Source organism: uncultured Lacinutrix sp. (assembly GCF_947500325.1).
GTDB lineage: Bacteria > Bacteroidota > Bacteroidia > Flavobacteriales > Flavobacteriaceae > Lacinutrix.
Genome location: NZ_CANMRQ010000007.1, coordinates 130,321 through 152,212 on the forward strand (window position 1 = coordinate 130,321; position 21,892 = coordinate 152,212).

The window sequence follows — 21,892 nt, forward strand, 5'->3', positions numbered from 1 at the left end:
ATAGTAAAATCTATTAGACTACTGTTTTAGGCTATATAATTTAGCTAAAGTTTAACTTTGAGATTCTAAAGCATCCCAATATTCATAGGCTTTACGTAAATGAGGTATTACAATAGTACCACCAATTAAAGTGGCAATACTTAGCGTCTCGACAACTTTCTCTTTAGATAAACCAGCTTTATAACAAGACTCTAAATGGTATTTAACACAATCATCACAACGTAAAACAGTAGAGGCTACTAATCCCAATAGTTCTTTTGTAGGAACATCTAAAGCACCTTCATTAAAAGCATTGGTATCTAAATTGAAAATACGCTTTATAACTTTATTATTATCGGCTAATATTTTGTCGTTCATTTTTGAACGGTAATCGTTGAATTCCTTAACTAACTCTGACATCTTTACTTTTTTTCTTATTTTGATTTTTTACAACAACCCTTGAGATAAATATACTTACTTGGTATAATATTAATATAGGAATAGCTACAATAATTTGACTTGCAATATCTGGCGGTGTTATAATTGCTGAAAGTATTAATACTATTACTAAAGCAAACTTTCGGTATTTTTTTAAAAACTGAGGTGTGACTAAACCAACTTTGGTTAAGAAATAAATAATTATAGGAAGCTCGAATACGAAACCTGAAGCAATAACAGAAGATCTTATAAGTGATATATATGAGCTTATATCTATTTCATTTGATATTTCAGCACTTATATTATAATTAGCTAAGAAGTTTATAGATAATGGTATAATAATAAAATAACCAAACAACACTCCTATAAAAAATAATAAAGACGATATAATAATAAACCCACGAGAGTGTTTACGTTCTTTTGTTTTCATACCAGGGCTTATAAAGCGCCATAGTTGATATATTACATACGGAAAAGCTATAATAAAACCGGCATATACAGATGTCCATATGTGAGCAGAAAACTGACCAGCCATTGTTCGGTTTTGAATAATGAAAGGAAACTCGGCCTTACAAAAAGTAGTGTCTTCAAAACCTATTAACTGTGACATGCTACATAACCACTGGTAGGTAGGGAATGACATGTCTCTTGGCCACATTATTATATTCTTAAAAATAAATGTACCAAAAAGAAATGCAATTGTACCACTAATTACTATAGCGATAAAAATACGTATCAAATGCCATCTTAGATCTTCTAGATGGTCTAAAAAAGACATCTCGTTTACATTTTTTTTTGCCATTATATAATGCCTTCTTTTATTAAATCATGTAAATGTACAACACCAGCATAATTGCCATTGTTCTCTACTAATAATTGAGAAATACCATTGGTTTCCATTATTTCCATTGCATCAACAGCCATGGCATCTTCAGCTATTATTTTTGGATTACTACTCATAATATCTTTGGCTGTTAATCCAGAAAAATCTTCAACTTTAGTAAGCATACGCCTTAAATCTCCATCAGTAATAATACCTATTATTTTGTTGTTTTCTACAACAGCTGTAACACCTAGCATACTTTCAGAAATTTCAATAATCACTCGTTTAACATCTGTATTAGGTTGAACTTGTGGCTTTTTATTAACAGATGATAAATCGTGTACACGTAAATATAATTTTTTGCCTAATGCACCACCAGGATGATATTTTGCAAAATCTTTACTCGAAAACCCTCTTAATTCTAATAAACAAACAGCTAAAGCATCACCAAGAACTAGTTGAGCAGTAGTGCTGGTTGTTGGAGCTAAATTATTAGGGCAAGCTTCTTTTGCTACATAAGCATTTAAAACATAATCTGCTTGAGTTCCTAAAAACGACTCATTATTACCAGTTATGGCAATCATTTTGTTTTTTGCATTTTTAATTAATGGAACTAATACTTTTATTTCTGGCGTATTACCACTTTTTGAAATGCATATTACCACATCGTCTTTAAGAATTAAACCTAAATCTCCATGAATAGCATCTGCAGCATGCATAAAAACAGCAGGTGTTCCAGTAGAGTTTAAAGTTGCAACGATTTTTGTCGCTATAATAGCGCTTTTACCAATACCAGTAATAATTACACGCCCTTTCGAATTGTATATTAATTCTACAGCATCTGCAAAATCATTATCCAATAAATTGGCTAAATGACTAATTGATTCGCTTTCTAATGCAATGGTTTCTTTAGCAATATTTATAATAGATTTTTTAGTATTCAAAATTTATCAATTTTTAATTAGTCTGCTTTTAAAAGATTTTATTATCTTTAAATATTGTGCAAATGATTCTATTAGGTATTTGTAACACAGCTGCAAATTTAGCGAAAAATTAAAAGGACTTTAAATTGTTTTTCAATTAAAAAAGAACATTAAATTTTTTCAAAAAAAGAAGAGCTGTTAAATTACCATTTTGTTGATAGAAATTTAAAGAGTCATTTATTATTAAAGATTTAGTATTAATAAATTCCTTATAATTAAACGTGAAGAGTGAAATTCAAGCTGCGCTAAAAAAATACTTTGGTTTTAGTGAGTTCAAAGGCCTACAAGAACAAGTTATAGAGAGTATTTTAAATAGAGAAAATACTTTTGTTATTATGCCTACGGGCGGAGGTAAATCATTATGCTATCAATTACCTGCATTAATGCAAGAAGGTACAGCTATTGTGGTTTCTCCATTAATAGCACTTATGAAAAACCAAGTTGATGCTATTCGTGGTGTTTCAGATCATAATGGTATTGCTCATGTTTTAAATTCTTCATTGAATAAAACAGAAGTTAAACAGGTAAAAGAAGATATTACTAATGGTATTACAAAATTATTATATGTAGCACCAGAATCATTAACTAAAGAAGAGAATGTAGAATTTTTACGCAGTGTAAAAATATCATTCATGGCTGTCGATGAGGCACATTGTATTAGTGAATGGGGACATGATTTTAGACCAGAATATCGAAATTTAAGAACCATTATTCAACGAATAGGAGATAATATTCCAATTATAGGTTTAACAGCTACTGCAACACCTAAAGTACAAGAAGATATACTAAAAAACCTTAGGATGAGTGATGCAACAACATATAAAGCATCATTTAATAGACCTAATTTATATTATGAAATTAGACCAAAAACTAAAAGTGTAGATTCTGATATTATTCGTTTTGTAAAACAAAATGAAGGTAAAACAGGTATTGTTTATTGTTTAAGTCGAAAAAGGGTTGAAGAATTAGCACAAGTATTACAAGTAAACGGTATTAAAGCAGTGCCATATCATGCAGGTTTAGATGCTAAAACTAGGGCCAAGCATCAGGATATGTTCTTAATGGAAGATATTGATGTTGTTGTTGCTACTATTGCTTTTGGAATGGGAATAGATAAGCCAGATGTTCGCTATGTTATCCATCATGATATTCCAAAAAGTATAGAGAGTTATTATCAAGAAACCGGTCGTGCTGGCCGTGATGGAGGTGAAGGGCATTGTTTAGCATATTATGCATACAAGGATATTGAAAAATTAGAAAAATTCATGTCAGGAAAGCCTGTTGCAGAGCAAGAAATAGGACAAGCACTATTGCAAGAAGTTGTTGCATTTTGTGAAACCTCAATGTCTCGAAGAAAGTTTATACTACATTATTTTGGAGAAGAGTTTGATAATGAAACTGGAGATGGAGGAGATATGGATGATAACATGAGGCATCCTAAAAAACAACATGAAGCCAAAGATGAGGCTGCTTTAGTTATTGAAACTGTTAAGTTAACTAACGAAAAATATAAGTCTAAAGATTTAGTTAGTGTAATTACTGGTAACTCTAACGCAATGATAAGCTCCCATAAAACAGATCTACAACCATTTTTTGGAAATGGTAAGGAGAAAGATAGAATGTATTGGATGGCATTATTACGTCAAATTATAGTTGCTGGGTATTTAAAGAAAGATATAGAAACTTATGGTGTAGTAAAGATAAGTGATGAAGGGCGAGCGTTTTTAGATAAGCCGATATCATTTATGATGACTGAAGATCATACTTTTGATGAGACGCATGATGACCATATTATAACAGCATCAAAAGGTGGTGGAGCAGTTGTTGACGATACACTAATGAAAATGTTGAAGGATTTACGTAAATCTAATGCTAAAAAAATTGGAGTACCACCATTTGTTATTTTTCAAGATCCTTCATTAGAAGATATGGCTTTGAAATATCCAATAACACTTTCAGAATTAAGTAATGTACATGGTGTTGGAGAAGGTAAGGCAAAAAAATACGGTAAAGATTTTGTTGCATTAATAGAAAAGTATGTTGAAGAAAATGACATTGAACGTCCAGATGATTTTGTTGTAAAATCTACAGGTACTAATTCAGGTTTAAAGTTATATATTATTCAAAATGTTGATAGAAAGCTCCCTTTATCTGATATAGCATCTGCTAAAGGAATGGAAATGCCCGCTTTTATTAAAGAAATGGAAGCTATTGTGTTTTCTGGAACGAAATTAAATATTAACTATTGGATAGACGATTTGCTTGATGAAGATCAACAGGAAGAACTTCATGATTATTTTATGGAGTCGGAAACAGATAAAATAGATGTTGCTATCGATGAATTTGATGGCGATTACGATGACGAAGAATTACGTTTATATCGTATTAAATTTATTAGTGAAGTTGCAAACTAGAATATTTTATTGACAGACTTTTTTATATTTTAAAGGCAATCTAAAATTTAGATTGTCTTTTTATTACACTTAAAATCAATTATGCAGGTTGATCGTCTTCATTATGTGATTTCTCTGAATTAGCGATATTTGTACCACGGTTTCCTCCATAAATAACTTGAGTGTTTTTAATTTTAAATTTAGAAAATTGTTCTAGCATAGTATTAAATTTATTAGATTCTATTATTGACTTTTATATTTAGTGAAAATGACTTTGTCTTTTTTTGTAGTAAAAGTTAATGTTTTTATAGTGCTTTTAGATATTTTATCAACAGCTTCCTTTTCAATTTCAAAGTCAATTTTTGTAACATAACCTTTAAAACGATCTGCACTTTCAGATTCTAACTCAGTCATATCAGAATTTAATTTAAAAGAATAATTGTCACCTTCAATGTGAAGTTTTGCACCAGTTTTTGTTTTAACTTTTAACTGCCCAATAATATAAGTTTGAATATAATAATAACCACCTAATTCACTATAGCCTGCATATATTAAGTTTTTATTAGAAATCCCTAAAGGCTCATCTTTACTATGGTCTACAATGGTATTAATATAATTATCGTCTTCATAAACATCGTCTTTATCTCCTGAGGCTCCAAAAAGCTTATTAAATAGTCCCATAGTCGTTTTTTATTTAAGAACATCAAAGCTAATAAAATATATAATAACATATTAAAAAAACTCTTAAGGCATTACTCAAAACTTTTAACTTCTTCATATCTTTGCACCTCATTAAAAAACAAGATAATGCAAGACGGTTTATACGCAAAATTCAATACGAATAAAGGGACTATTTTAGTCAATTTAGAATTTGAAAAAACACCAGGAACAGTTGGTAATTTCGTGGCTTTAGCTGAAGGAAATATGGAGAACTCAGCAAAACCTCAAGGAACACCTTATTATGATGGATTAAAATTTCATAGAGTGATTCAAGATTTTATGATTCAAGGTGGTTGCCCACAAGGTACTGGAACTGGAAATCCAGGTTATAAATTTGATGATGAGTTCCATCCAGATTTAAAACATAGCGGACCTGGAATATTATCTATGGCAAATGCTGGACCTGGAACAAATGGAAGTCAATTTTTTATTACTCATATAGCTACAGATTGGTTAGATGGTAATCATACAGTATTTGGAAATGTAATAGAAGGACAAGATATTGTTAATACTATTGCTCAAGGAGATGAAATTGAAACATTAGAAATAGTTAGAGTAGGAGAAACAGCAGAGAAATTTAATGCTATTGAAGCTTTTAGAGTATTTGAAGGAGCACGTGAAAAAAGAGTTGCAGCAGAAAGAGAAGCTAAAGCAGCAGAATTAGAAAAGTATGCTGCAGGTTTTGATGCTACAGATAGTGGATTACGTTACCAAATTATTCAAAAAGGCGATGGTGTTAAAGCAGAAAAAGGAAAAACAGTTTCTGTACATTATAAAGGGACATTAACAGATGGTACTGTTTTCGATTCTTCATACAAACGTAATGCGCCAATAGATTTCGCTTTAGGAATGGGGCAAGTTATTGCTGGATGGGATGAAGGTGTTGCTTTATTAAAAGTAGGAGATAAAGCTCGTTTTGTAATACCAAGTGATTTAGCTTATGGTTCTCGTGGTGCTGGTGGCGTTATACCTCCAGATGCTAATTTAATTTTCGATGTAGAATTAATGGATGTGAAGTAAGCAGATAATTATATTTTTTTTTAAATGTGTTAACTCGCTTTTGTTTGCCATAAATAGATTTTATTTATTAAGCTTAAACGTAACAAAAATATATTTAAAACGTCTCATTTATAATGAGGCGTTTTTTTATGTCTCAATTTTTAAAGAATTAACCAAACCTATTTAAAATGTACAGATTAGTGCTAGTTTTTAGTTTAATTGAAATTTCTACTGCTAAACACATTTTGATACATTAATCTAATCAATATGAAAATTAAACACTTATTAATTCCATTATTAGCAATCATTTTTTATGGTTGCTCTAAAAATATAGAGTACACACAAGAATTTAAAGATAAAACAGCAGGTCGTTATTTGTATAGTTTAGATGAAGCAATTGAGGTTTCTTTTGATTCTAATAATAAGTTACAAGTAACATGGAGAGGTGCAGATATGCGCCCAATAGCAATTGATGAAAATACTTTTACGAGCGTAGAAATGAATAAAAAGTTACGGTTTATGACGCACCCAGAAACTAAGGTGCGTTATATTACAGATGTAACAGAAGATGATAAGAAAATAGCATACGATTATAAGAGAATGCCAGATACTTTTAATGTGCCTAGTGCTTATTTAAAGAATAAAGAATACGATAAGGCGCTTGTAGGCTATTTAAATATTCAAAAGGAAGATTCTACAAGTATATATATAAGAGAGAGAGATTTTAATCGTTTTGGATATAAATTGATTAGAGAGAAAAAATATGAAGATGCCATAAAGGTGCTTAAGATTAATGTGGCGTTATATCCTGAAAGCGATAATGTTTATGATAGTTTAGCAGATGCTTATACAAGAAACGGAGACAGTTTAGAAGCCTATAATAATTATAAAAAAGCGTTGGAGTTTAATAGTGGAAACAAAAGAGCCAAGCGATTTGTGGAAGCTTATGAAAAAAAGTAAGGTAAATATTCTCGATTTGCTTATAAAGTATTGAGCAATCATATAAAATATATTAATTTTACTATATGACAGCACAAGAATTAGAACAGTTAAAATACCCAATAGGACATTTTGATTGTCCCAAAAAAATAACACAAGAGCATATTACTAAATGGATTGCTATTTTAGAACAGTTGCCTAGTAATTTAGAGCAATTAGTCACTAATTTAAATGATGAACAACTAGATACACCATATAGACCAGAAGGTTGGACTATACGTCAAGTAGTACATCACTTAAGTGATAGTCATCATAATAGTTATACGCGTTTTAAGTGGGCAATGACAGAAGATAATCCACTTATTAAAGCATATAATGAAAATGCTTGGGCTAAGCAACATGATTATAATGAACCAATCGAGCAATCATTATTACATATTAAAGTTATTCATGCTAAATTAGTCTGCTTTGTAAAAGGATTAAGTTTACAAGATTTAGAACGTACCTTTATTCATCCCGAAGGGAATGAAACTGTTGCTTTAAAAGAAAATTTAGGTATTTATGCTTGGCATAGTGAGCATCATTATGCGCATATAGCGAATTTGATTAAACGTAAAGGCTGGGATTAAGTATAAGAGTTTTATACTTTCTTAAATATTAGTTTAACAACAGATCTAATTTCTTTTTCTCTAAATACTCTTTTTCAAGTGTATTATTAACGATTTCTAAAGCAAGATCAATATTGTTAATGGCTTTTTGAAAGTTGTTTGTTGCACTATAGTAATCTGAAAGGGTGCCATAATATAGATAAGCGCGTTGTTCAAAGTCTTTAGGGCTTATTTGATTTAAGTAGATGATTGCATTGTTGTAATCTTTCACCTGTAAACAAACAACAGCCATAGTCAATAAATGGGATGGCATTGGTTGTATTTCATTTAAGCATTCATACCAATTCAATATTTTTTTCCAATTTGTTTTTTCAAAACTTGATGCTTTTAAATGCTCTGCTGCAATAGCTGCTTCATAATGATAACATGAATAGCTATCTTCTTCTACTGCTTTATACATTATAGTGTTACCTAATTCAATAAGCGAAGAGCACCATAATTTTCTGTCTTGTGTTTTTAGGTCTAAAATTTCATTATCAGCATTTGTTTTAGAGTCTAAACGCGCAGAATGAAAACACATTAATGCAAATAATGCATAGCATGCAGCGCTTCGAGTATGCTCATTTTTTAATAGCATTTTGCATAATCGCATAGCCTCGGCACATAATTCTTTACGGATTAATTCTTCTTTTTTGTTAGAATGAAAACCTTCGTTAAAAATAAGATATAAAACCTCCATAACACTTTCTAATCTTTCTGGAAGTGCTTTTCCTTGAGGTATGTTAAATTGTAATTTAGATTCTTGAATAGCTTTTCTGGCACGAGTTAATCGCTTTTTAATGCTGTCTTCTTTAGTTAATAAAGCTGTCGCTATTTCTTTGGTGCTGAAGCCAGATACAGTTTTTAAGGCAAAAGAAATGCGATCTCTAGAATTTAACTTTGGATGGCATGCAGTAAAAATCATACGCAATTGTGCATCTTCTATCTCATTATCTAAAAAGAGATCATTAATGGTAATTTCGTCTATACCTTGTTTAAAGTTTGGTAGATGTTTTTTTTCGGCTTTAAGTTTTCTAAAGATATCTAACACTCTATTTTTTGCAGCTTGAGTAAGCCATGCTTGCGGGTTATCTGGTAGTTGTTGTCGCCATGAAATACTAGCTTTAATAAAAGTGTCTTGTACAGCATCTTCAATTATATCAAGGTTATCTAACCCAAAAATACGAGTTAAAACAGAGACCATCTTTCCACTATGATGGCGAAATAGATGGTCTATGATTTTGTTTTCCATTATTTGTCAAATACCATTACTTCTCGAATCTCAACTGTTCCTCCAAGATCATAATCTGGAAAATCTTGGGCAATTTTTTCTACAGCATCAAAGTCTTTAGCTTCAACCAAATAATAACCACCAACAATTTCTTTAACTTCTGTTGAGGTTAAATCTGTTACAGTTCGATTTTCTCCAACAATGCGACGCATGTTTGGGTTTAATGCATTCCCACCACGTAATATGCCGGCATTTTCCATTTTGTTTCCCCAAGCAAACCATTTACCCATACGGTTTTGAAGGTCTTCAGGAGATAAGCCTAAATCTGCATAATCTGCACCGGTAAAAATCATCATAAATTCTTTCATAATTTTATATTTTTAAATTGTTTATATCTATAAGACGTATGTAAAATCAAAAAGGGGGACAGTTTTTATAAAAAAAATAATATAGTTACAATATAAAAAGATATATCCTAATATGTTTTTACTATAAAAGAACTAGCAATAGTTTAATTAAATAATAATATACCAATTTAATGCTAACCAAAAGCGTTGCCTAGATGGATTGTCTAGAAAGTCATTAAGACGATAATCTAATCCAAATTCTAGTTTATTATTATCTGTAAAAACATAACCTAATACTGGTGTGAGTCTAATTTCTAAATCGTATTTTTCGCTAATAAATTTGTTTAAATATTCATTGTTTACTTTTAGATACCATTCATTTTTATCAATAGCTTGACCGTTTAGAGGAAAGTCTAATGTAAGTCGATATCTTAATCTCCATTCTATAGATTCATTTTTTTTAAAAGTTTGGTCTGAGGCAAAACGTTGTCCTAGTCTAAAACTATTGTATCGAGTTATAATAGTAAATTGTTGAATTGCTCGTTTTATAACATCTTTATTTTTAAAACGCAATAAAAAACCACCAGCCAATTTATTATTAAGTCCTACTTTTTTTGAGGCAATAAAAGCTGCATCTGTATGCACGTAGATATACTCTCCAGTATTATTTTTACCAAAAGATCCTTCTTTAAATAATTGTCTAAATTCTGATTTAAAATTTATCTGCCAATTATTTTCTAATTTCTTATTGATATTTAATGTTGGTAGTGTTCCAATTTGGTACTTGCCTTGTGCTATAGAACCAAAGTGTATAGATATAAAAATGAGTATTAATGTTATTTTTTTCATTATTAGAACTCAATATTATCTGTATTTCTAAATATGATAATATTGCTTTTTTCTAGCATGCCAGTTTCAGAAAATAACATTTCAAAAAGTTGCTTTCCTTTTTTAGTTTTTCCTTTTAAAACAATTTCATATTTAATTGTAATATTATTGCGTTGTCCAGATTTAAAATAACTTAATAAGTCTGTTTTATTTCCAGAATATTGAGTTTGAATTTTTTTAATTTTAAATTTTGAAAACTCAAACTCAATATTTTTTTTAATAGCTGTTATAGTATTTTTATTAATAGAATTCCATTTAGTATTGATTTCTATATCTTGTAGTTTTCCATTTGTATCAAACTCAATACTATATTTTTTATTATTGTACGATGTTTTTGCTTCTATAGATTCTCCATCTAGACTTTGTTCTTTATACCATCTAACTTTTTTAGATGGAGCGAGTTTAAAAACAAATGTTTTAGCTTTAATAGGGACATTTTTATGAGATATTCTAGATTCCTTTTCAAATTTTGCTTGTGCATTAGAAAACGAATATATCATTAAAAAGAAAATAGATGAATAAAGTAATTTCATTTTGAAACATTAAATTGCATAACAAATATAATTAGAAATGAGTAATACCATACAATTTGACGACTTTACTAAAGTAGATATTCGCATAGGAACAATTATAGAAATAAACGATTTTCCAGAAGCTAGAAATCCGGCTTATCAATTAAAAATTGATTTTGGCAGTTTAGGTATAAAACAATCGTCTGCACAAATAACTACTTTATACAAAAAAGAAGATTTGCTAAATAAGCAAATATTAGCGGTTGTAAACTTTCCTAAAAAACAAATTGCAAAATTTATGAGTGAATGTTTAGTTTTAGGAGCTGTTAATGGTAAAGATGTGATTTTATTAAATCCAGAAATAGCTGTTAAAAATGGTTCTGTTATTTCTTAAGCTTTATATTTAATTATTATATTGATTGATAGAAAACTAACTAATTTGCAATCTTCTCTATTGAAAAAACTTTGGCTTTTGTTTGTTAAAACCTATATAACAATAGGTTTGTTTTTCTATTTTAAAAAAATAGAAGTACGTAAGCACAATAAAATACCTAAAGATAAACCAGTTTTATTTTTAGGTAATCATCAAAATGCATTATTAGATCCTTTGTTAATTGCAGTTAAATCTGGTAGATATGCCCATTTTTTAACTAGAGCACAGGTGTTTAAAAAACCTTTAGTAGCTAAGATTTTAAAAAGTTTGCAGCTTATTCCTGTATATCGTGTGCGTGATGGATGGCAAAATATATCTCAAAATAATGCCATTTTTAGTCAATGTGTAGGATTATTGAATAAAAATGAAGCTGTCACTATTTTTCCTGAAGGGAGTCACAATTTAAAACGAGTAGTAAGACCATTAAGTAAAGGATTTACACGTATTATTTTTGAAGTTTTAGAAACAAATCCTGAAACGGAATTACAGCTTATTCCTATAGGATTTAACTATAAAAATGCTAAGGCTTGCCCCGATGAAGCTTTACTTGTTTTTGGCGAAGCTATTAAAGCCGCTAATTATAATTTTGAGAATAAGCATGAAGCAATAAAAAAAGTAAAAAGCGATATACATATCGCTTTATCAAAGCTAACAACACATATTGATGGTGATGATTATGATGTTGTTTTAAATAAGTTAAAAGGTTTAAATGCTAATTTTTTAAAGCCAGAAGAAATTAACGGATGTATTAATTCAAATTTTGAAACATGCATAGGTCTATCAAAAGAAAGAAAAAAGAATAGTGTAAAAGCGTTTTTTAAAATGCTTTTAATTATAACTTGTTGTGCTCCTTATTTAGTTTGGAAAAAAATAGTACAACCCAAAATTAAAGAAATTGAATTTACATCTACTTTTAGGTTTGCTATAGCTCTTGTACTCGTACCTTTATGGTTATTAATAATTGCATCTATTTTATATGGCAGTTGTGGTATTTTTGTTGCGTTTATAACAATTATTTCTATTTTAATTATTGCTATTTTAGCTGTTAAGTTATAATATCTTACTTACTTAAATTCTTTAAAATAGTAGAAAAGAACTGCAAATTATCATAGGGTTTTAGAATAAGGTCATTCATACCAGAATTGAAAGCTTTATGTCTAATTCCTCTATCTTCAACTGCCGTTAAAGCTACAATAGGAGTTGTTTTGTTAAAAGTTCTAATAATTTTTGTGGCTTCTAGTCCGTCTACCTCGGGCATATTAATATCCATTAATATTAAGTCATATTTATTTTGTTTAACTAGGTCTATAGCATCTTTCCCATTACTTGCAATGCTACAGTTGTAATTTTTAGTTTGCAAAATCTTTTTTGTGATTTTTTGATTAATTTTATTGTCATCTACTATAAGTATGTGGCAATTTTTAATATGTTCTTTCTTGTTTTTTGTTAAACAATTTCCATTTTCTATGTTTGTGTTTTTAATAGCTAAATTTGCTGTTAATGGTAATATAAAACTAAAAGTAGCTCCTTTGTTTGGTGTGCTTTCTAGATGTATTTCACTATTATGTAGATCTAGTAATTTAACAACTATAGGTAAACCTAACCCAGTACCTTGATAACTATAGTTGTCATTTTGGACTTGTGAAAATTCTTCAAAAATAGCACTTTGTTCTTCTAAAGGAATACCAATACCATCATCCTTTACGATGAATTTTGAATAATATTGATTGTTATTAGTGACCTCTATTAATTTAATTGATAACCAAATATTTCCATTTTCATTAAACTTTACTGCGTTTCCAATTAAATTCATTAAAATTTGTGAAAGCCTAATGGAGTCTCCAATTAAATCATTAGGAATTTGCGAATCAATATCTACTATAAGTTTATTATTATTCTGTTCAAGCAAAAATGCAAATGAATTGGTAATGCTGTTTACTAAACTACTTAATTTATAAGGTGTTTTTTCTAGTTTTACGCCATTGCTTTCCATTTTACTTAGCATTAATACATCGTTTATTAATGCCAGTAAATAATCTGCCGAAAATTTTAAAGAGGTTAAATCTTCTTTATGAGACTCTAGTTTTTTATCGTCTAAAAGAATCGAAGATAATCCAATAACACCGTAAAGAGGTGTTCTAATTTCATGGCTTACAGTAGAGAAAAATTTAGTCTTTAATTTAGATAATTGTTCAGCTTTATTTTTTGCATGTGTGAGCTCTTCATTTTTATAGGATAATTGATTAATATATTTTTTTCGATTTTTGGCAAGAACAAAGATGGCGATTAAACCAGCTAATAATATTAAAGATAGAAAACTTAGAATTCTTGTAAATGTAGTAGACTTTTTTGCTAATTTTTGAGAATTAATTTTCTCCATATTAATAGCATCAATTTCTTTTTCATACAAATCGATTTCAAATTTGGCACTAGTTTCTGCGAGTAATACATCTTTTTCTAGATTATGTAATTTTAAGTCGACAGCTTGTTGTAGCCTTAAGTATTTATTTGCCTTAGAAGGTTTTTTTAATTTTTCATAGGCAATGGCTAAGTATTTATATGAACTTGAAGTTTGATTTAAATATTTTTCTTCTGCTAGACTTAGAGATGTTTCTAAAGTTTGAATAGCTTTCTTATAATCGCCTATAGCATTATAATAACGTCCAAAAAGAATATTAAGATTTAAATAAAATAATTCATGTCTTTTTTCTTGATTTAAATAGTCTTTAGCTTTTTTTAAATAATAATATGCTTTTTCGGGTTGCTCTACTGTTATGTATGCATTTCCAATATTCATGTGTTCTGCTACAGGTAAGGAAGCTTCAGGAGTATTATTAGATATATCTATAGCTTTTTGATAATAACCTATCATTTTTGTATAATTTGACTTAGTTACTTTTTGAACATTTGCTAAGTCATTATAGGCCCATAATATTAAAGTATCCGCTTTTGTTTCTATGGCTTTTTCTAAAGCGCTTTCTGTATATGTTTTCGCTTTTATACTATCATTTATTAAATGATGAACAAAACCTAATTCTATAAGTCCATAAAATTCGTAAAAATCGTTATTGTTTTTTTTTGCTTCTTCAATTAATGAAGAACTATTTTTAATCGCTTCAGAGTAATTATATTGATATTGATAAGTTTTAATTTGTTTACGAAGTTTTTTAAAACTGTCTAATGAGATTTTGTTCTCGTTTTGTGTATGTATTTTTAATGGTATTAAAAGTAATAAAGTGTATAGTAAAAGTCGATAATAGCGCATTGATTTTGTGATCTTAGTTACTTATATGTAGTTATAAACATCTAAATATCAAAGGATTTCGTTTTTGTGATAAAAAAAACCGCTACTAAAAAAGTAACGGTTTTTATATGTTTTTATAGTAAAGACTATTTATATATCATCAAAATCTATATCTGTAAAACGACTTTCTGCTGGGGTATTGTCTTCAGTTGTCGATGGCGCTTCTGTAGCTGTGTTAGCAGCTGGCGTATCATACTCTCTTTTAAAATCTTTTTGGTGACGATCACTTATAACTTCATCTCCTTTTTCGGCAATAACATAATCTGTCATTTCTTGTAAGATAGAATTAAATTCAGAAAAATCTTCTTTGTATAAGTAAATCTTATGTTTTTTATAATGAAACGATCCATCATCGTTTGTAAATTTCTTACTTTCTGTAATTGTCAAGTAGTAGTCTCCAGCTTTTGTAGCTCGAACATCAAAAAAATAAGTACGTCTTCCTGCTCTTAAAACTTTCGAGTAAATTTCCTCTTTCTCCATCATCTCGTTATTGTGCATAGTCTTTATGTTGTTGTTATTTGAGTTTCAAAAATATAAAAAAATTGAAACCGTACAACATTTTAAGGCTTTTCTTTTAAAGGAGTTATTTCTGTTGTAACTGTTGAATTCTCACTTAATTGCTTTAAATATAGTTCTTTGTAGTAGCCATCAATGTCTATAAGTTGGTTATGATTACCTTTTTGTACAATTTGGCCATCATCTAATACAATAATTTGATCTGCATTTTTGGCTGAAGAAATTCTGTGACTAACAATAATGGTAGTTTTTCCAGTAGATACTTTCTTTAAATTGTTAAGTATTTTTTCTTCTGTTTCTGTGTCAACTGCCGACAAGCAATCGTCAAATAATAATATTTTTGGATCTTTAATAATGGCTCTAGCTATAGATACACGTTGCTTTTGCCCACCAGATAAAGTAATACCTCGTTCACCTAACACTGTTTCATATTTATTAGTGAATTTATTTATGTTTTTATGAACTTCTGCATTTTTTGCAGCATTAATTACTTCTTCATTAGTGGCATTTTCTTTACCAAATTTAATATTGTTGTTTATAGTATCACTAAATAAAAAGGCATCTTGAGGAACATAACCTATAGCATCGCGTAAACTATAAAGATTAAGTTGATCTATACATTTGTCATCTATTAATAATTCACCTTTATCAATATCATATAACCTACCAACCAAATCTAAAATAGTAGATTTACCAGAACCTGTTTTACCAATAATTGCTAAAGTTTCTCCAGATTTGACAGAAAAACTAATCCCTTTTATTGCTTTAATATTAGTGTCGTCGTATGTGAAATGAACATTGTTAAATGTAATATTTCCATTAATTTCTGAAAGTGTGTTGTTATGATTTGTTATTTCTGGTTTCACCTTTAAAAATTCATTAATTCGTTTTTGAGAAGCTTCTGCTTCTTGAATAATAGAAGTAACCCAGCCAACTGTTGCCACAGGCCAAGTTAGCATATTAACATAAATAATAAATTCAATAATATTACCTAAAGATATTTGACCGTTTATATATTGTTTTCCACCAAAATAAATAACTATAATATTACTGATGCCGATAAGGAGAATCATCATAGGAAAAAAGAATGCTTGAATTTTTACTAGATGTAAGTGTTTTTGTTTGCTATCTTCTGCTAGATTTGTAAAACTAGAAGCAGTTTGAGGCTCTATTCCATAGGCTTTAATAACAGAAATGCCACTAAAAGATTCTTGAGTAAACGTAGACAGTTTTGATAAATATTGCTGTACAACAGTACTCCGTTTATGTATTTGTTTGCTAATTTTATAGATTAAAATAGATAGTATTGGTAAAGGTATAATAGTATATAAAGTTAATATTGGTGCTTGCTTAAACATAAAAATAAGAACCACAACAAATAACGTTAAGGTATTTATACTATACATTATTGCAGGGCCAGCATACATACGAACTTTGCCAACATCTTCACTAATTCTATTCATTAAATCTCCAGTTCTATTTTTTTTATAAAAGTTTAGAGATAGTTTTTGATATTGTTGATAGACTTCATTTTTAAGGTCGAATTCTATATATCGAGAAACATTAATAATAAATTGCCTCATAAAAAAAGTAAGAATACCTGCTATTATTGCTGTTCCAATTATTAGTAAGATATTTTGAAGTAAGCCAGATTTAAAAACATCAATGTTTTGAGATGCATTTTGCATTTCTGCGCTAACATTATCAATAATAGAACCAATAAGTTTTGGGACAAATACAGTGAATAGTTTAGAAACTATGGTAATAAAAATACCAATTAACAATTGGCGTTTATATTTTAAGAAATATTTGTTAAGGTGCTGTAATTCTTTCATTTACAATTATTGGTGCTTTTAAAAGTTTTTAACAATTTCTCAATTTAACGTTAATATTGTTGTATTAATGTTAATATTAGGTTATTTTTGGACGTTGTTTTTACATAATATGTAAAAATGTTATCCCTAATTTAAAAATCAGATATGGTATCAGAAGTAATAAATACAAATGAACTACATAAAATTGATCCAGTTTTTGGTCAATTATCATTCGATAATCACGAGCAAATAGTTTTTTGCAACGACAAAGATACAGGTTTAAAAGCAATAATTGGTATCCATAATACAGTATTAGGACCTGCATTAGGAGGTACTAGAATGTGGCAATATAATAACGAATGGGAAGCTTTAAATGATGTGCTTCGTTTGTCTCGTGGTATGAGCTTCAAATCTGCAATTACAGGTTTAAATCTTGGTGGCGGAAAGGCTGTTATAATTGGAGATGCTAAAACTCAAAAAACACCAGAATTAATGAAACGTTTTGGAGAGTTTGTTCATTCTTTAAGTGGAAGATATATTACTGCTGAAGATGTAGGAATGGAAACTAGTGATATGGATTTAGTTCGTGAAGTAACTCCTTATGTTACAGGTATTTCTGAATCTAAAGGAGGTGCAGGAAACCCTTCTCCAATTACTGCATATGGTGTTTTTATGGGAATGAAGGCAGCTGCAAAATATAAATTTGGTACAGATGTTTTAGAGGATAAAAGTGTGATTGTTCAGGGTATTGGTCATGTTGGAGAGTCTCTAGTTGAACACTTAACAAATGAAGGAGCTAAAGTTATTATTTCAGACATTAATGAAGCGCGTTTAGCAGAGGTGAGTGAGAAATATGGAGCGACTATATATAGAGGTAATGATGTGTATAGTGAAGCTGTAGATATATATGCACCATGTGCTTTAGGTGCTACAATAAATGATGCTACAATAAATAATATTCAAGCTAAGGTTATTGCTGGTGCTGCAAATAACCAGTTAGCAAACGAAAATATTCACGGTCAAATGCTTCAAGATAGAGGTATCGTATATGCACCAGATTTTTTAATTAATGCAGGTGGTATTATTAATGTATATGCAGAGTTAGAAAATTACGGTAAAACAGAAATTATGCGTAAAACGGAAAATATCTATAATACAACGTTAGAAATTTTAACAAGCGCCGAAACAAATAACATCACAACACATCAAGCAGCATTAAATATTGCGCAAGGTAGAATTGATGTAAGAAAAAAAGAAAACTCGAATAGCTAACTATTCATAAAATATACTATTTTTGCAGGCGAAAGTGAGATTCACTTTCGCCTCTTAATTTTTAAAAAAAATCGTTCTTTGTAAATATGTTAAGTAGAAGACACATTAGAATTAAAGTCATGCAAGTACTATACGCTTTTAAAGGTACTGAAAGTGATGATTTTTCTAAAGACCAAAAGTTTTTAATGTACAGTATTAATAATATGTACAACCTTTATTTACTGCTTATTTCTTTATTAATAGCTGTTCAGAAACGCGCAGAAGATCACTTAGAAAAAACCAGTAAGAAACACTTAGCAACTGATAAAGAAAAAAATCCTAATCGTAAGTTTGTAAATAATGAAGTTTTAGCAATGCTAAAAAATAATGAGCAATTGCAAGCTAAATTAGCAGAATCTAAATTTATTAATTGGGATTTAGATAGTGAATATGTAGAAATTATTTTCAAAGCAATCCTTAATAGTGATTTATATGCTGAATACTTAAATACTAGTACTTCAACATTTAAAGAAGATAGAAATTTTATTGTAGAAGTTTTTAAAGAAATTATTGCACCAAATGATAAGTTATATGATTATCTTGAAGATAAAAATTTAACATGGTTAGATGATTTACCTACAGTCAATACATCTATATTAAAATTATTAAGAAAATCGAAGCCACAATCTGATGCTTTTCATTTTCTTCCTAAACTGTATAAAGATATTGACGATAAAGAATTTGCAGTAAATTTATTTAAGAAAACACTTCTAAATCAAAATGCATTAACAGAAGAAATATCTAAGAAAACTCAAAATTGGGATGCAGATCGTATTGCAAATATTGATCATTTACTCTTGAAAATGGGAATTTGTGAGCTTAAAAACTTCTCTTCTATACCTACAAAAGTTACTATTAATGAGTATTTAGAGATCGCTAAAGAGTATTCAACACCAAAAAGTAGCGTGTTTATTAATGGTATTTTAGATAAACTGGTAAAAGAATACCAAAATGAAGGAAAATTAAATAAAGTTGGTCGAGGGTTGATGTAGTTCAAAATTATTATTATTTTTACGACCATTACCCAAAATAAATAAATTAAATTATGAAAAAAGCAGTAGTATTATTTAGCGCGTTATGCATGATAGCATTCACATCATGTAAAGAAGATGCAACAAAAAAAATTGATGAAAGTAATGTAGCGGCAGCAGCAGTTAGAGATGCGGCAGCTTCAAAATATCCAGTAATTGAGTTTAACAAGATGGAACATGATTTTGGAGAAATAATTAACGGAACTCCAGTAGAAACGGTATTTACTTATAAAAATACTGGAGAATCTGCATTAGTAATTACAGATGTAAAAAGTACATGTGGTTGTACTATACCAAAAGATTGGTCTAGAGAGCCATTAGCTCCAGGAGCAGAAGGTAAATTTACAGTTAAATTTAATGGTAAAGGAAATAACAAAGTTTCTAAAGCAATTACTGTTACATCAAATACTAAAAATACTAAAGATGTAGTTAAGATTACAGCTTTTGTAAAGCCAGATCCTAATGCGCCAGCTAAGGCACAACCTTTATCTCCAGTAATTAAGTAATGGGAGATATTTCAGGTATTTTACCAATAGTCGCTATTATAGCAGTTTTTTATTTGTTTATAATAGCACCACAAATGAAGCGAAATAAGCAAGAAAAGAAATTTGCAACAGAGCTAAAACGTGGAGATAAAATAATTACTAAAAGTGGTTTACATGGAAAAGTAGTTGAGCTTAATGATAAAGATGGTAGTTGTGTAATAGAAACTATGTCTGGAAAATTAAAGTTCGATCGTTCTGCAATTTCAATGGAAATGAGTAAATCGCTTAATGCACCAGTAAAAACAAAATAGAATTAAATTTCTTAAATAAAAAAAGGCTTCCTTACTAGGAAGCCTTTTTTTATGGAATATATTTTAGACATAATAGCCTGCCTTAATTTATAAAAAAAATAATGATTTTTTTTATAAACACCTCAATGTTTTCTAAGAAAAGGTGTAAATCCCCTAACTGAAAAACGAGTATTTCTACGCTCAAGAGCACCTTTTAAAGGTAATAACTTCACGATGTAATATTACAAATACTATTGTGGAGTTCAGATACCACATTAATAAACGGGGCGGAACCTGAAAAGCCTTACGAGTAAGGGAAATCAAAAAAACAAAGTCATGTCTAAAGTATCAAACGTGAAAGACGGTGCTCTTATAGAAGGGTACGACAATTTAACTGCAGTACAATGGTGTACACCTTCTTTTTTAGGGTGTAATGCATGTATTTCTGCAAGTGCTGTAAAAGGTCGAGTTACTATTACAATTTCGCTAAACACTCCTTTTGGGAATGTTAGCAAAAGTTTCAATTTCAATACCAATGTTAGTTTTACTTGGCAACCATTTAGTAGATTCAAAATTACAATTAGTGTTGCTAACTTTAACGAAGCAGATGGTATTATTAGTTTTGATTTAGGTTTAAAACCATGTGTTGATGTTCCTGTTTTTGGATGGAAATGTTTTGACTTTACACATCACTTCTCTATTCCATTAGTACTTAATGGTATTCATAATGAGATTGATGATAGTCAATTTGCTAGTATTTTATCATTAAATGCAGGAGGATCATTGCATAGCGCTTGTAAAGATTGTGGAGATGAATCGGCATCTTCTTTATTACAAGGAGATATTTATAATAATTATTTACAAGGACAAGGAGCAAACGCAGCAGGAGGATTTCCAACTATTCCAGTAGTAAGTTGTGTAACAACATGTACAGGAATACCAATAGTTTGCGATACAGCCCAAGCGAATGTAAGTGCAACAGCAAATACTGCAGGAGGATTTCCAACGGTACCTGTTGTGAGTTGTGCAGTTACATGTACAAATGTACCACCTTTATGTGCTACAGGACCGGCTCAATTGGCTACAGCAAATACAGCAGGAGGATTTCCAACAGTGCCAGTAGTAAGTTGTGTAACAACATGTACAGGAGTACCAATAGTATGTAATTCTGCACAAACAAATGTAGCAGCAACAGCAAATACTGCAGGAGGATTTCCAACAGTACCAGTAGTGAGTTGTGTAACAACATGCACTGGAGTACCAATAGTGTGTAATTCTGCACAAGCAAATGTAGCAGCAACGGCAAATACAGCTGGAGGATTTCCAACTGTACCAGTTGTAAGTTGTGCAGTTACATGTACAAATGTACCGCCTTTATGTGCTACAGGACCAGCGCAGGTGGCAACAGCTAATACAGCAGGAGGATTTCCAACAGTACCAGTAGTGAGTTGTGTAACAACATGCACTGGAGTACCAATAGTATGTAATTCTGCACAGGCAAATGTAGCAGCAACAGCAAATACTGCAGGAGCTTTTCCTACAGTGCCAGTTGTAAGTTGCGCAGTAACATGTACAAATGTACCACCAGTATGTGCTACAGGAGCTACTCAGGCTGCTCAAGCAAATGTAGCGGGAGGCTTTCCAACTGTGCCAGTCGTGAGTTGTGCAGTTACATGTACAAACGTACCGCCTTTATGTGCTACAGGACCAGCTCAGGTAGCAACAGCAAATGCTGCAGGCGGTTTTCCAACAGTGCCGGTTGTAAGTTGTGTTACAACATGTACTAATATACCACCTATCTGCTAACAG

At 30.0% G+C, this 21,892-nt stretch carries 22 protein-coding genes; 11 read left to right on the plus strand and 11 right to left on the minus strand.

Annotated elements, in window-relative coordinates:
• Positions 1–51 precede the first annotated feature (51 nt).
• The 3 genes from Q0997_RS10805 to Q0997_RS10815 are packed head-to-tail and all read right to left on the minus strand — an operon-like array spanning position 52 to position 2,184.
• The gene (locus tag Q0997_RS10805; RefSeq protein ID WP_299888668.1) at positions 52–399 is read right to left on the minus strand and encodes a carboxymuconolactone decarboxylase family protein; all 348 of its coding nucleotides are present in this window, start codon (positions 397–399) and stop codon (positions 52–54) included.
• A complete protein-coding gene (gene tatC, locus Q0997_RS10810) occupies positions 383–1,219 on the minus strand; it encodes a twin-arginine translocase subunit TatC (protein ID WP_299888671.1) in 837 nt (278 codons plus the stop codon). Before tatC ends, Q0997_RS10805 begins: the two co-directional genes overlap by 17 nt.
• Entirely contained in the window at positions 1,219–2,184 is a 966-nt protein-coding gene (locus tag Q0997_RS10815) for a KpsF/GutQ family sugar-phosphate isomerase (RefSeq protein ID WP_299888674.1), read from the minus strand. Before Q0997_RS10815 ends, tatC begins: the two co-directional genes overlap by 1 nt.
• 260 nt (positions 2,185–2,444) lie before the next feature.
• On the opposite strand from Q0997_RS10815, the gene Q0997_RS10820 reads away from it, so the two are divergent.
• Entirely contained in the window at positions 2,445–4,637 is a 2,193-nt protein-coding gene (locus Q0997_RS10820; RefSeq protein ID WP_299888677.1) for an ATP-dependent DNA helicase RecQ, read from the plus strand.
• A gap of 222 nt (positions 4,638–4,859) precedes the next feature.
• Here the strand turns inward: Q0997_RS10820 and Q0997_RS10825 are convergent, their stop codons facing one another.
• Positions 4,860–5,297, minus strand: a complete 438-nt coding sequence (locus Q0997_RS10825) for a hypothetical protein (RefSeq protein WP_299888680.1) — start codon at positions 5,295–5,297, stop codon at positions 4,860–4,862.
• A 126-nt stretch (positions 5,298–5,423) separates the two neighbouring features.
• Between Q0997_RS10825 and Q0997_RS10830 the strand changes: the two genes are divergently transcribed.
• From Q0997_RS10830 to Q0997_RS10840, 3 genes are all read left to right on the plus strand, one after another.
• A complete protein-coding gene (locus tag Q0997_RS10830; protein ID WP_299888683.1) occupies positions 5,424–6,356 on the plus strand; it encodes a peptidylprolyl isomerase in 933 nt (310 codons plus the stop codon).
• Positions 6,357–6,602: 246 nt separating this feature from the next.
• Entirely contained in the window at positions 6,603–7,295 is a 693-nt protein-coding gene (locus tag Q0997_RS10835; RefSeq protein WP_299888686.1) for a tetratricopeptide repeat protein, read from the plus strand.
• Positions 7,296–7,360: 65 nt separating this feature from the next.
• Entirely contained in the window at positions 7,361–7,903 is a 543-nt protein-coding gene (locus Q0997_RS10840; RefSeq protein WP_299888689.1) for a YfiT family bacillithiol transferase, read from the plus strand.
• Between the two features lie 28 nt (positions 7,904–7,931).
• On the opposite strand, the gene Q0997_RS10845 is transcribed toward Q0997_RS10840, so the two are convergent.
• From Q0997_RS10845 to Q0997_RS10860, 4 genes are all read right to left on the minus strand, one after another.
• Entirely contained in the window at positions 7,932–9,173 is a 1,242-nt protein-coding gene (locus Q0997_RS10845) for a sigma-70 family RNA polymerase sigma factor (protein WP_299888693.1), read from the minus strand.
• Positions 9,173–9,520 (minus strand): YciI family protein, encoded by a 348-nt coding sequence (locus Q0997_RS10850; RefSeq protein WP_299888696.1) that lies wholly within the window; start codon positions 9,518–9,520, stop codon positions 9,173–9,175. Before Q0997_RS10850 ends, Q0997_RS10845 begins: the two co-directional genes overlap by 1 nt.
• Before the next feature lie 147 nt (positions 9,521–9,667).
• The gene (locus Q0997_RS10855; RefSeq protein WP_299888699.1) at positions 9,668–10,348 is read right to left on the minus strand and encodes a DUF2490 domain-containing protein; all 681 of its coding nucleotides are present in this window, start codon (positions 10,346–10,348) and stop codon (positions 9,668–9,670) included.
• A gap of 2 nt (positions 10,349–10,350) precedes the next feature.
• The gene (locus tag Q0997_RS10860) at positions 10,351–10,920 is read right to left on the minus strand and encodes a hypothetical protein (RefSeq protein WP_299888702.1); all 570 of its coding nucleotides are present in this window, start codon (positions 10,918–10,920) and stop codon (positions 10,351–10,353) included.
• Positions 10,921–10,957: 37 nt separating this feature from the next.
• Here Q0997_RS10860 and Q0997_RS10865 point away from each other — a divergent pair, with 37 nt between their 5' ends.
• Positions 10,958–11,293 (plus strand): tRNA-binding protein, encoded by a 336-nt coding sequence (locus Q0997_RS10865; protein ID WP_299888705.1) that lies wholly within the window; start codon positions 10,958–10,960, stop codon positions 11,291–11,293.
• Between the two features lie 60 nt (positions 11,294–11,353).
• Entirely contained in the window at positions 11,354–12,388 is a 1,035-nt protein-coding gene (locus Q0997_RS10870) for a 1-acyl-sn-glycerol-3-phosphate acyltransferase (protein ID WP_299888708.1), read from the plus strand.
• A 4-nt stretch (positions 12,389–12,392) separates the two neighbouring features.
• On the opposite strand, the gene Q0997_RS10875 is transcribed toward Q0997_RS10870, so the two are convergent.
• The 3 genes from Q0997_RS10875 to Q0997_RS10885 all read right to left on the minus strand — a co-directional run bounded on the left by Q0997_RS10875 (position 12,393) and on the right by Q0997_RS10885 (position 16,987).
• Entirely contained in the window at positions 12,393–14,597 is a 2,205-nt protein-coding gene (locus Q0997_RS10875) for a response regulator (RefSeq protein WP_299888711.1), read from the minus strand.
• 129 nt (positions 14,598–14,726) lie between these two features.
• Complete coding sequence (locus tag Q0997_RS10880) at positions 14,727–15,134, minus strand: PUR family DNA/RNA-binding protein (protein ID WP_299888714.1); 408 nt, start codon at positions 15,132–15,134, stop codon at positions 14,727–14,729.
• Positions 15,135–15,196: 62 nt separating this feature from the next.
• A complete protein-coding gene (locus tag Q0997_RS10885) occupies positions 15,197–16,987 on the minus strand; it encodes an ABC transporter ATP-binding protein (protein ID WP_299888716.1) in 1,791 nt (596 codons plus the stop codon).
• Between the two features lie 144 nt (positions 16,988–17,131).
• Between Q0997_RS10885 and Q0997_RS10890 the strand changes: the two genes are divergently transcribed.
• From Q0997_RS10890 to Q0997_RS10910, 5 genes are all read left to right on the plus strand, one after another.
• Positions 17,132–18,238: a Glu/Leu/Phe/Val dehydrogenase gene (locus Q0997_RS10890; RefSeq protein WP_299888718.1), complete on the plus strand. Its 1,107-nt coding sequence runs from the start codon at positions 17,132–17,134 to the stop codon at positions 18,236–18,238.
• Positions 18,239–18,357: 119 nt separating this feature from the next.
• On the plus strand, positions 18,358–19,269 hold the full coding sequence (nusB, locus tag Q0997_RS10895) for a transcription antitermination factor NusB (RefSeq protein ID WP_299888721.1): 912 nt from the start codon (positions 18,358–18,360) through the stop codon (positions 19,267–19,269).
• Between the two features lie 53 nt (positions 19,270–19,322).
• Positions 19,323–19,814, plus strand: coding sequence for a DUF1573 domain-containing protein (locus Q0997_RS10900; protein ID WP_299888724.1), 492 nt, complete (start codon positions 19,323–19,325; stop codon positions 19,812–19,814).
• Complete coding sequence (gene yajC / locus Q0997_RS10905; RefSeq protein ID WP_299888727.1) at positions 19,814–20,104, plus strand: preprotein translocase subunit YajC; 291 nt, start codon at positions 19,814–19,816, stop codon at positions 20,102–20,104. Before Q0997_RS10900 ends, yajC begins: the two co-directional genes overlap by 1 nt.
• A gap of 315 nt (positions 20,105–20,419) precedes the next feature.
• Positions 20,420–21,889 carry a hypothetical protein gene (locus Q0997_RS10910; RefSeq protein ID WP_299888732.1) on the plus strand — a complete coding sequence of 490 codons (1,470 nt, stop codon included), beginning with the start codon at positions 20,420–20,422 and terminating at the stop codon, positions 21,887–21,889.
• Positions 21,890–21,892 lie beyond the last annotated feature (3 nt).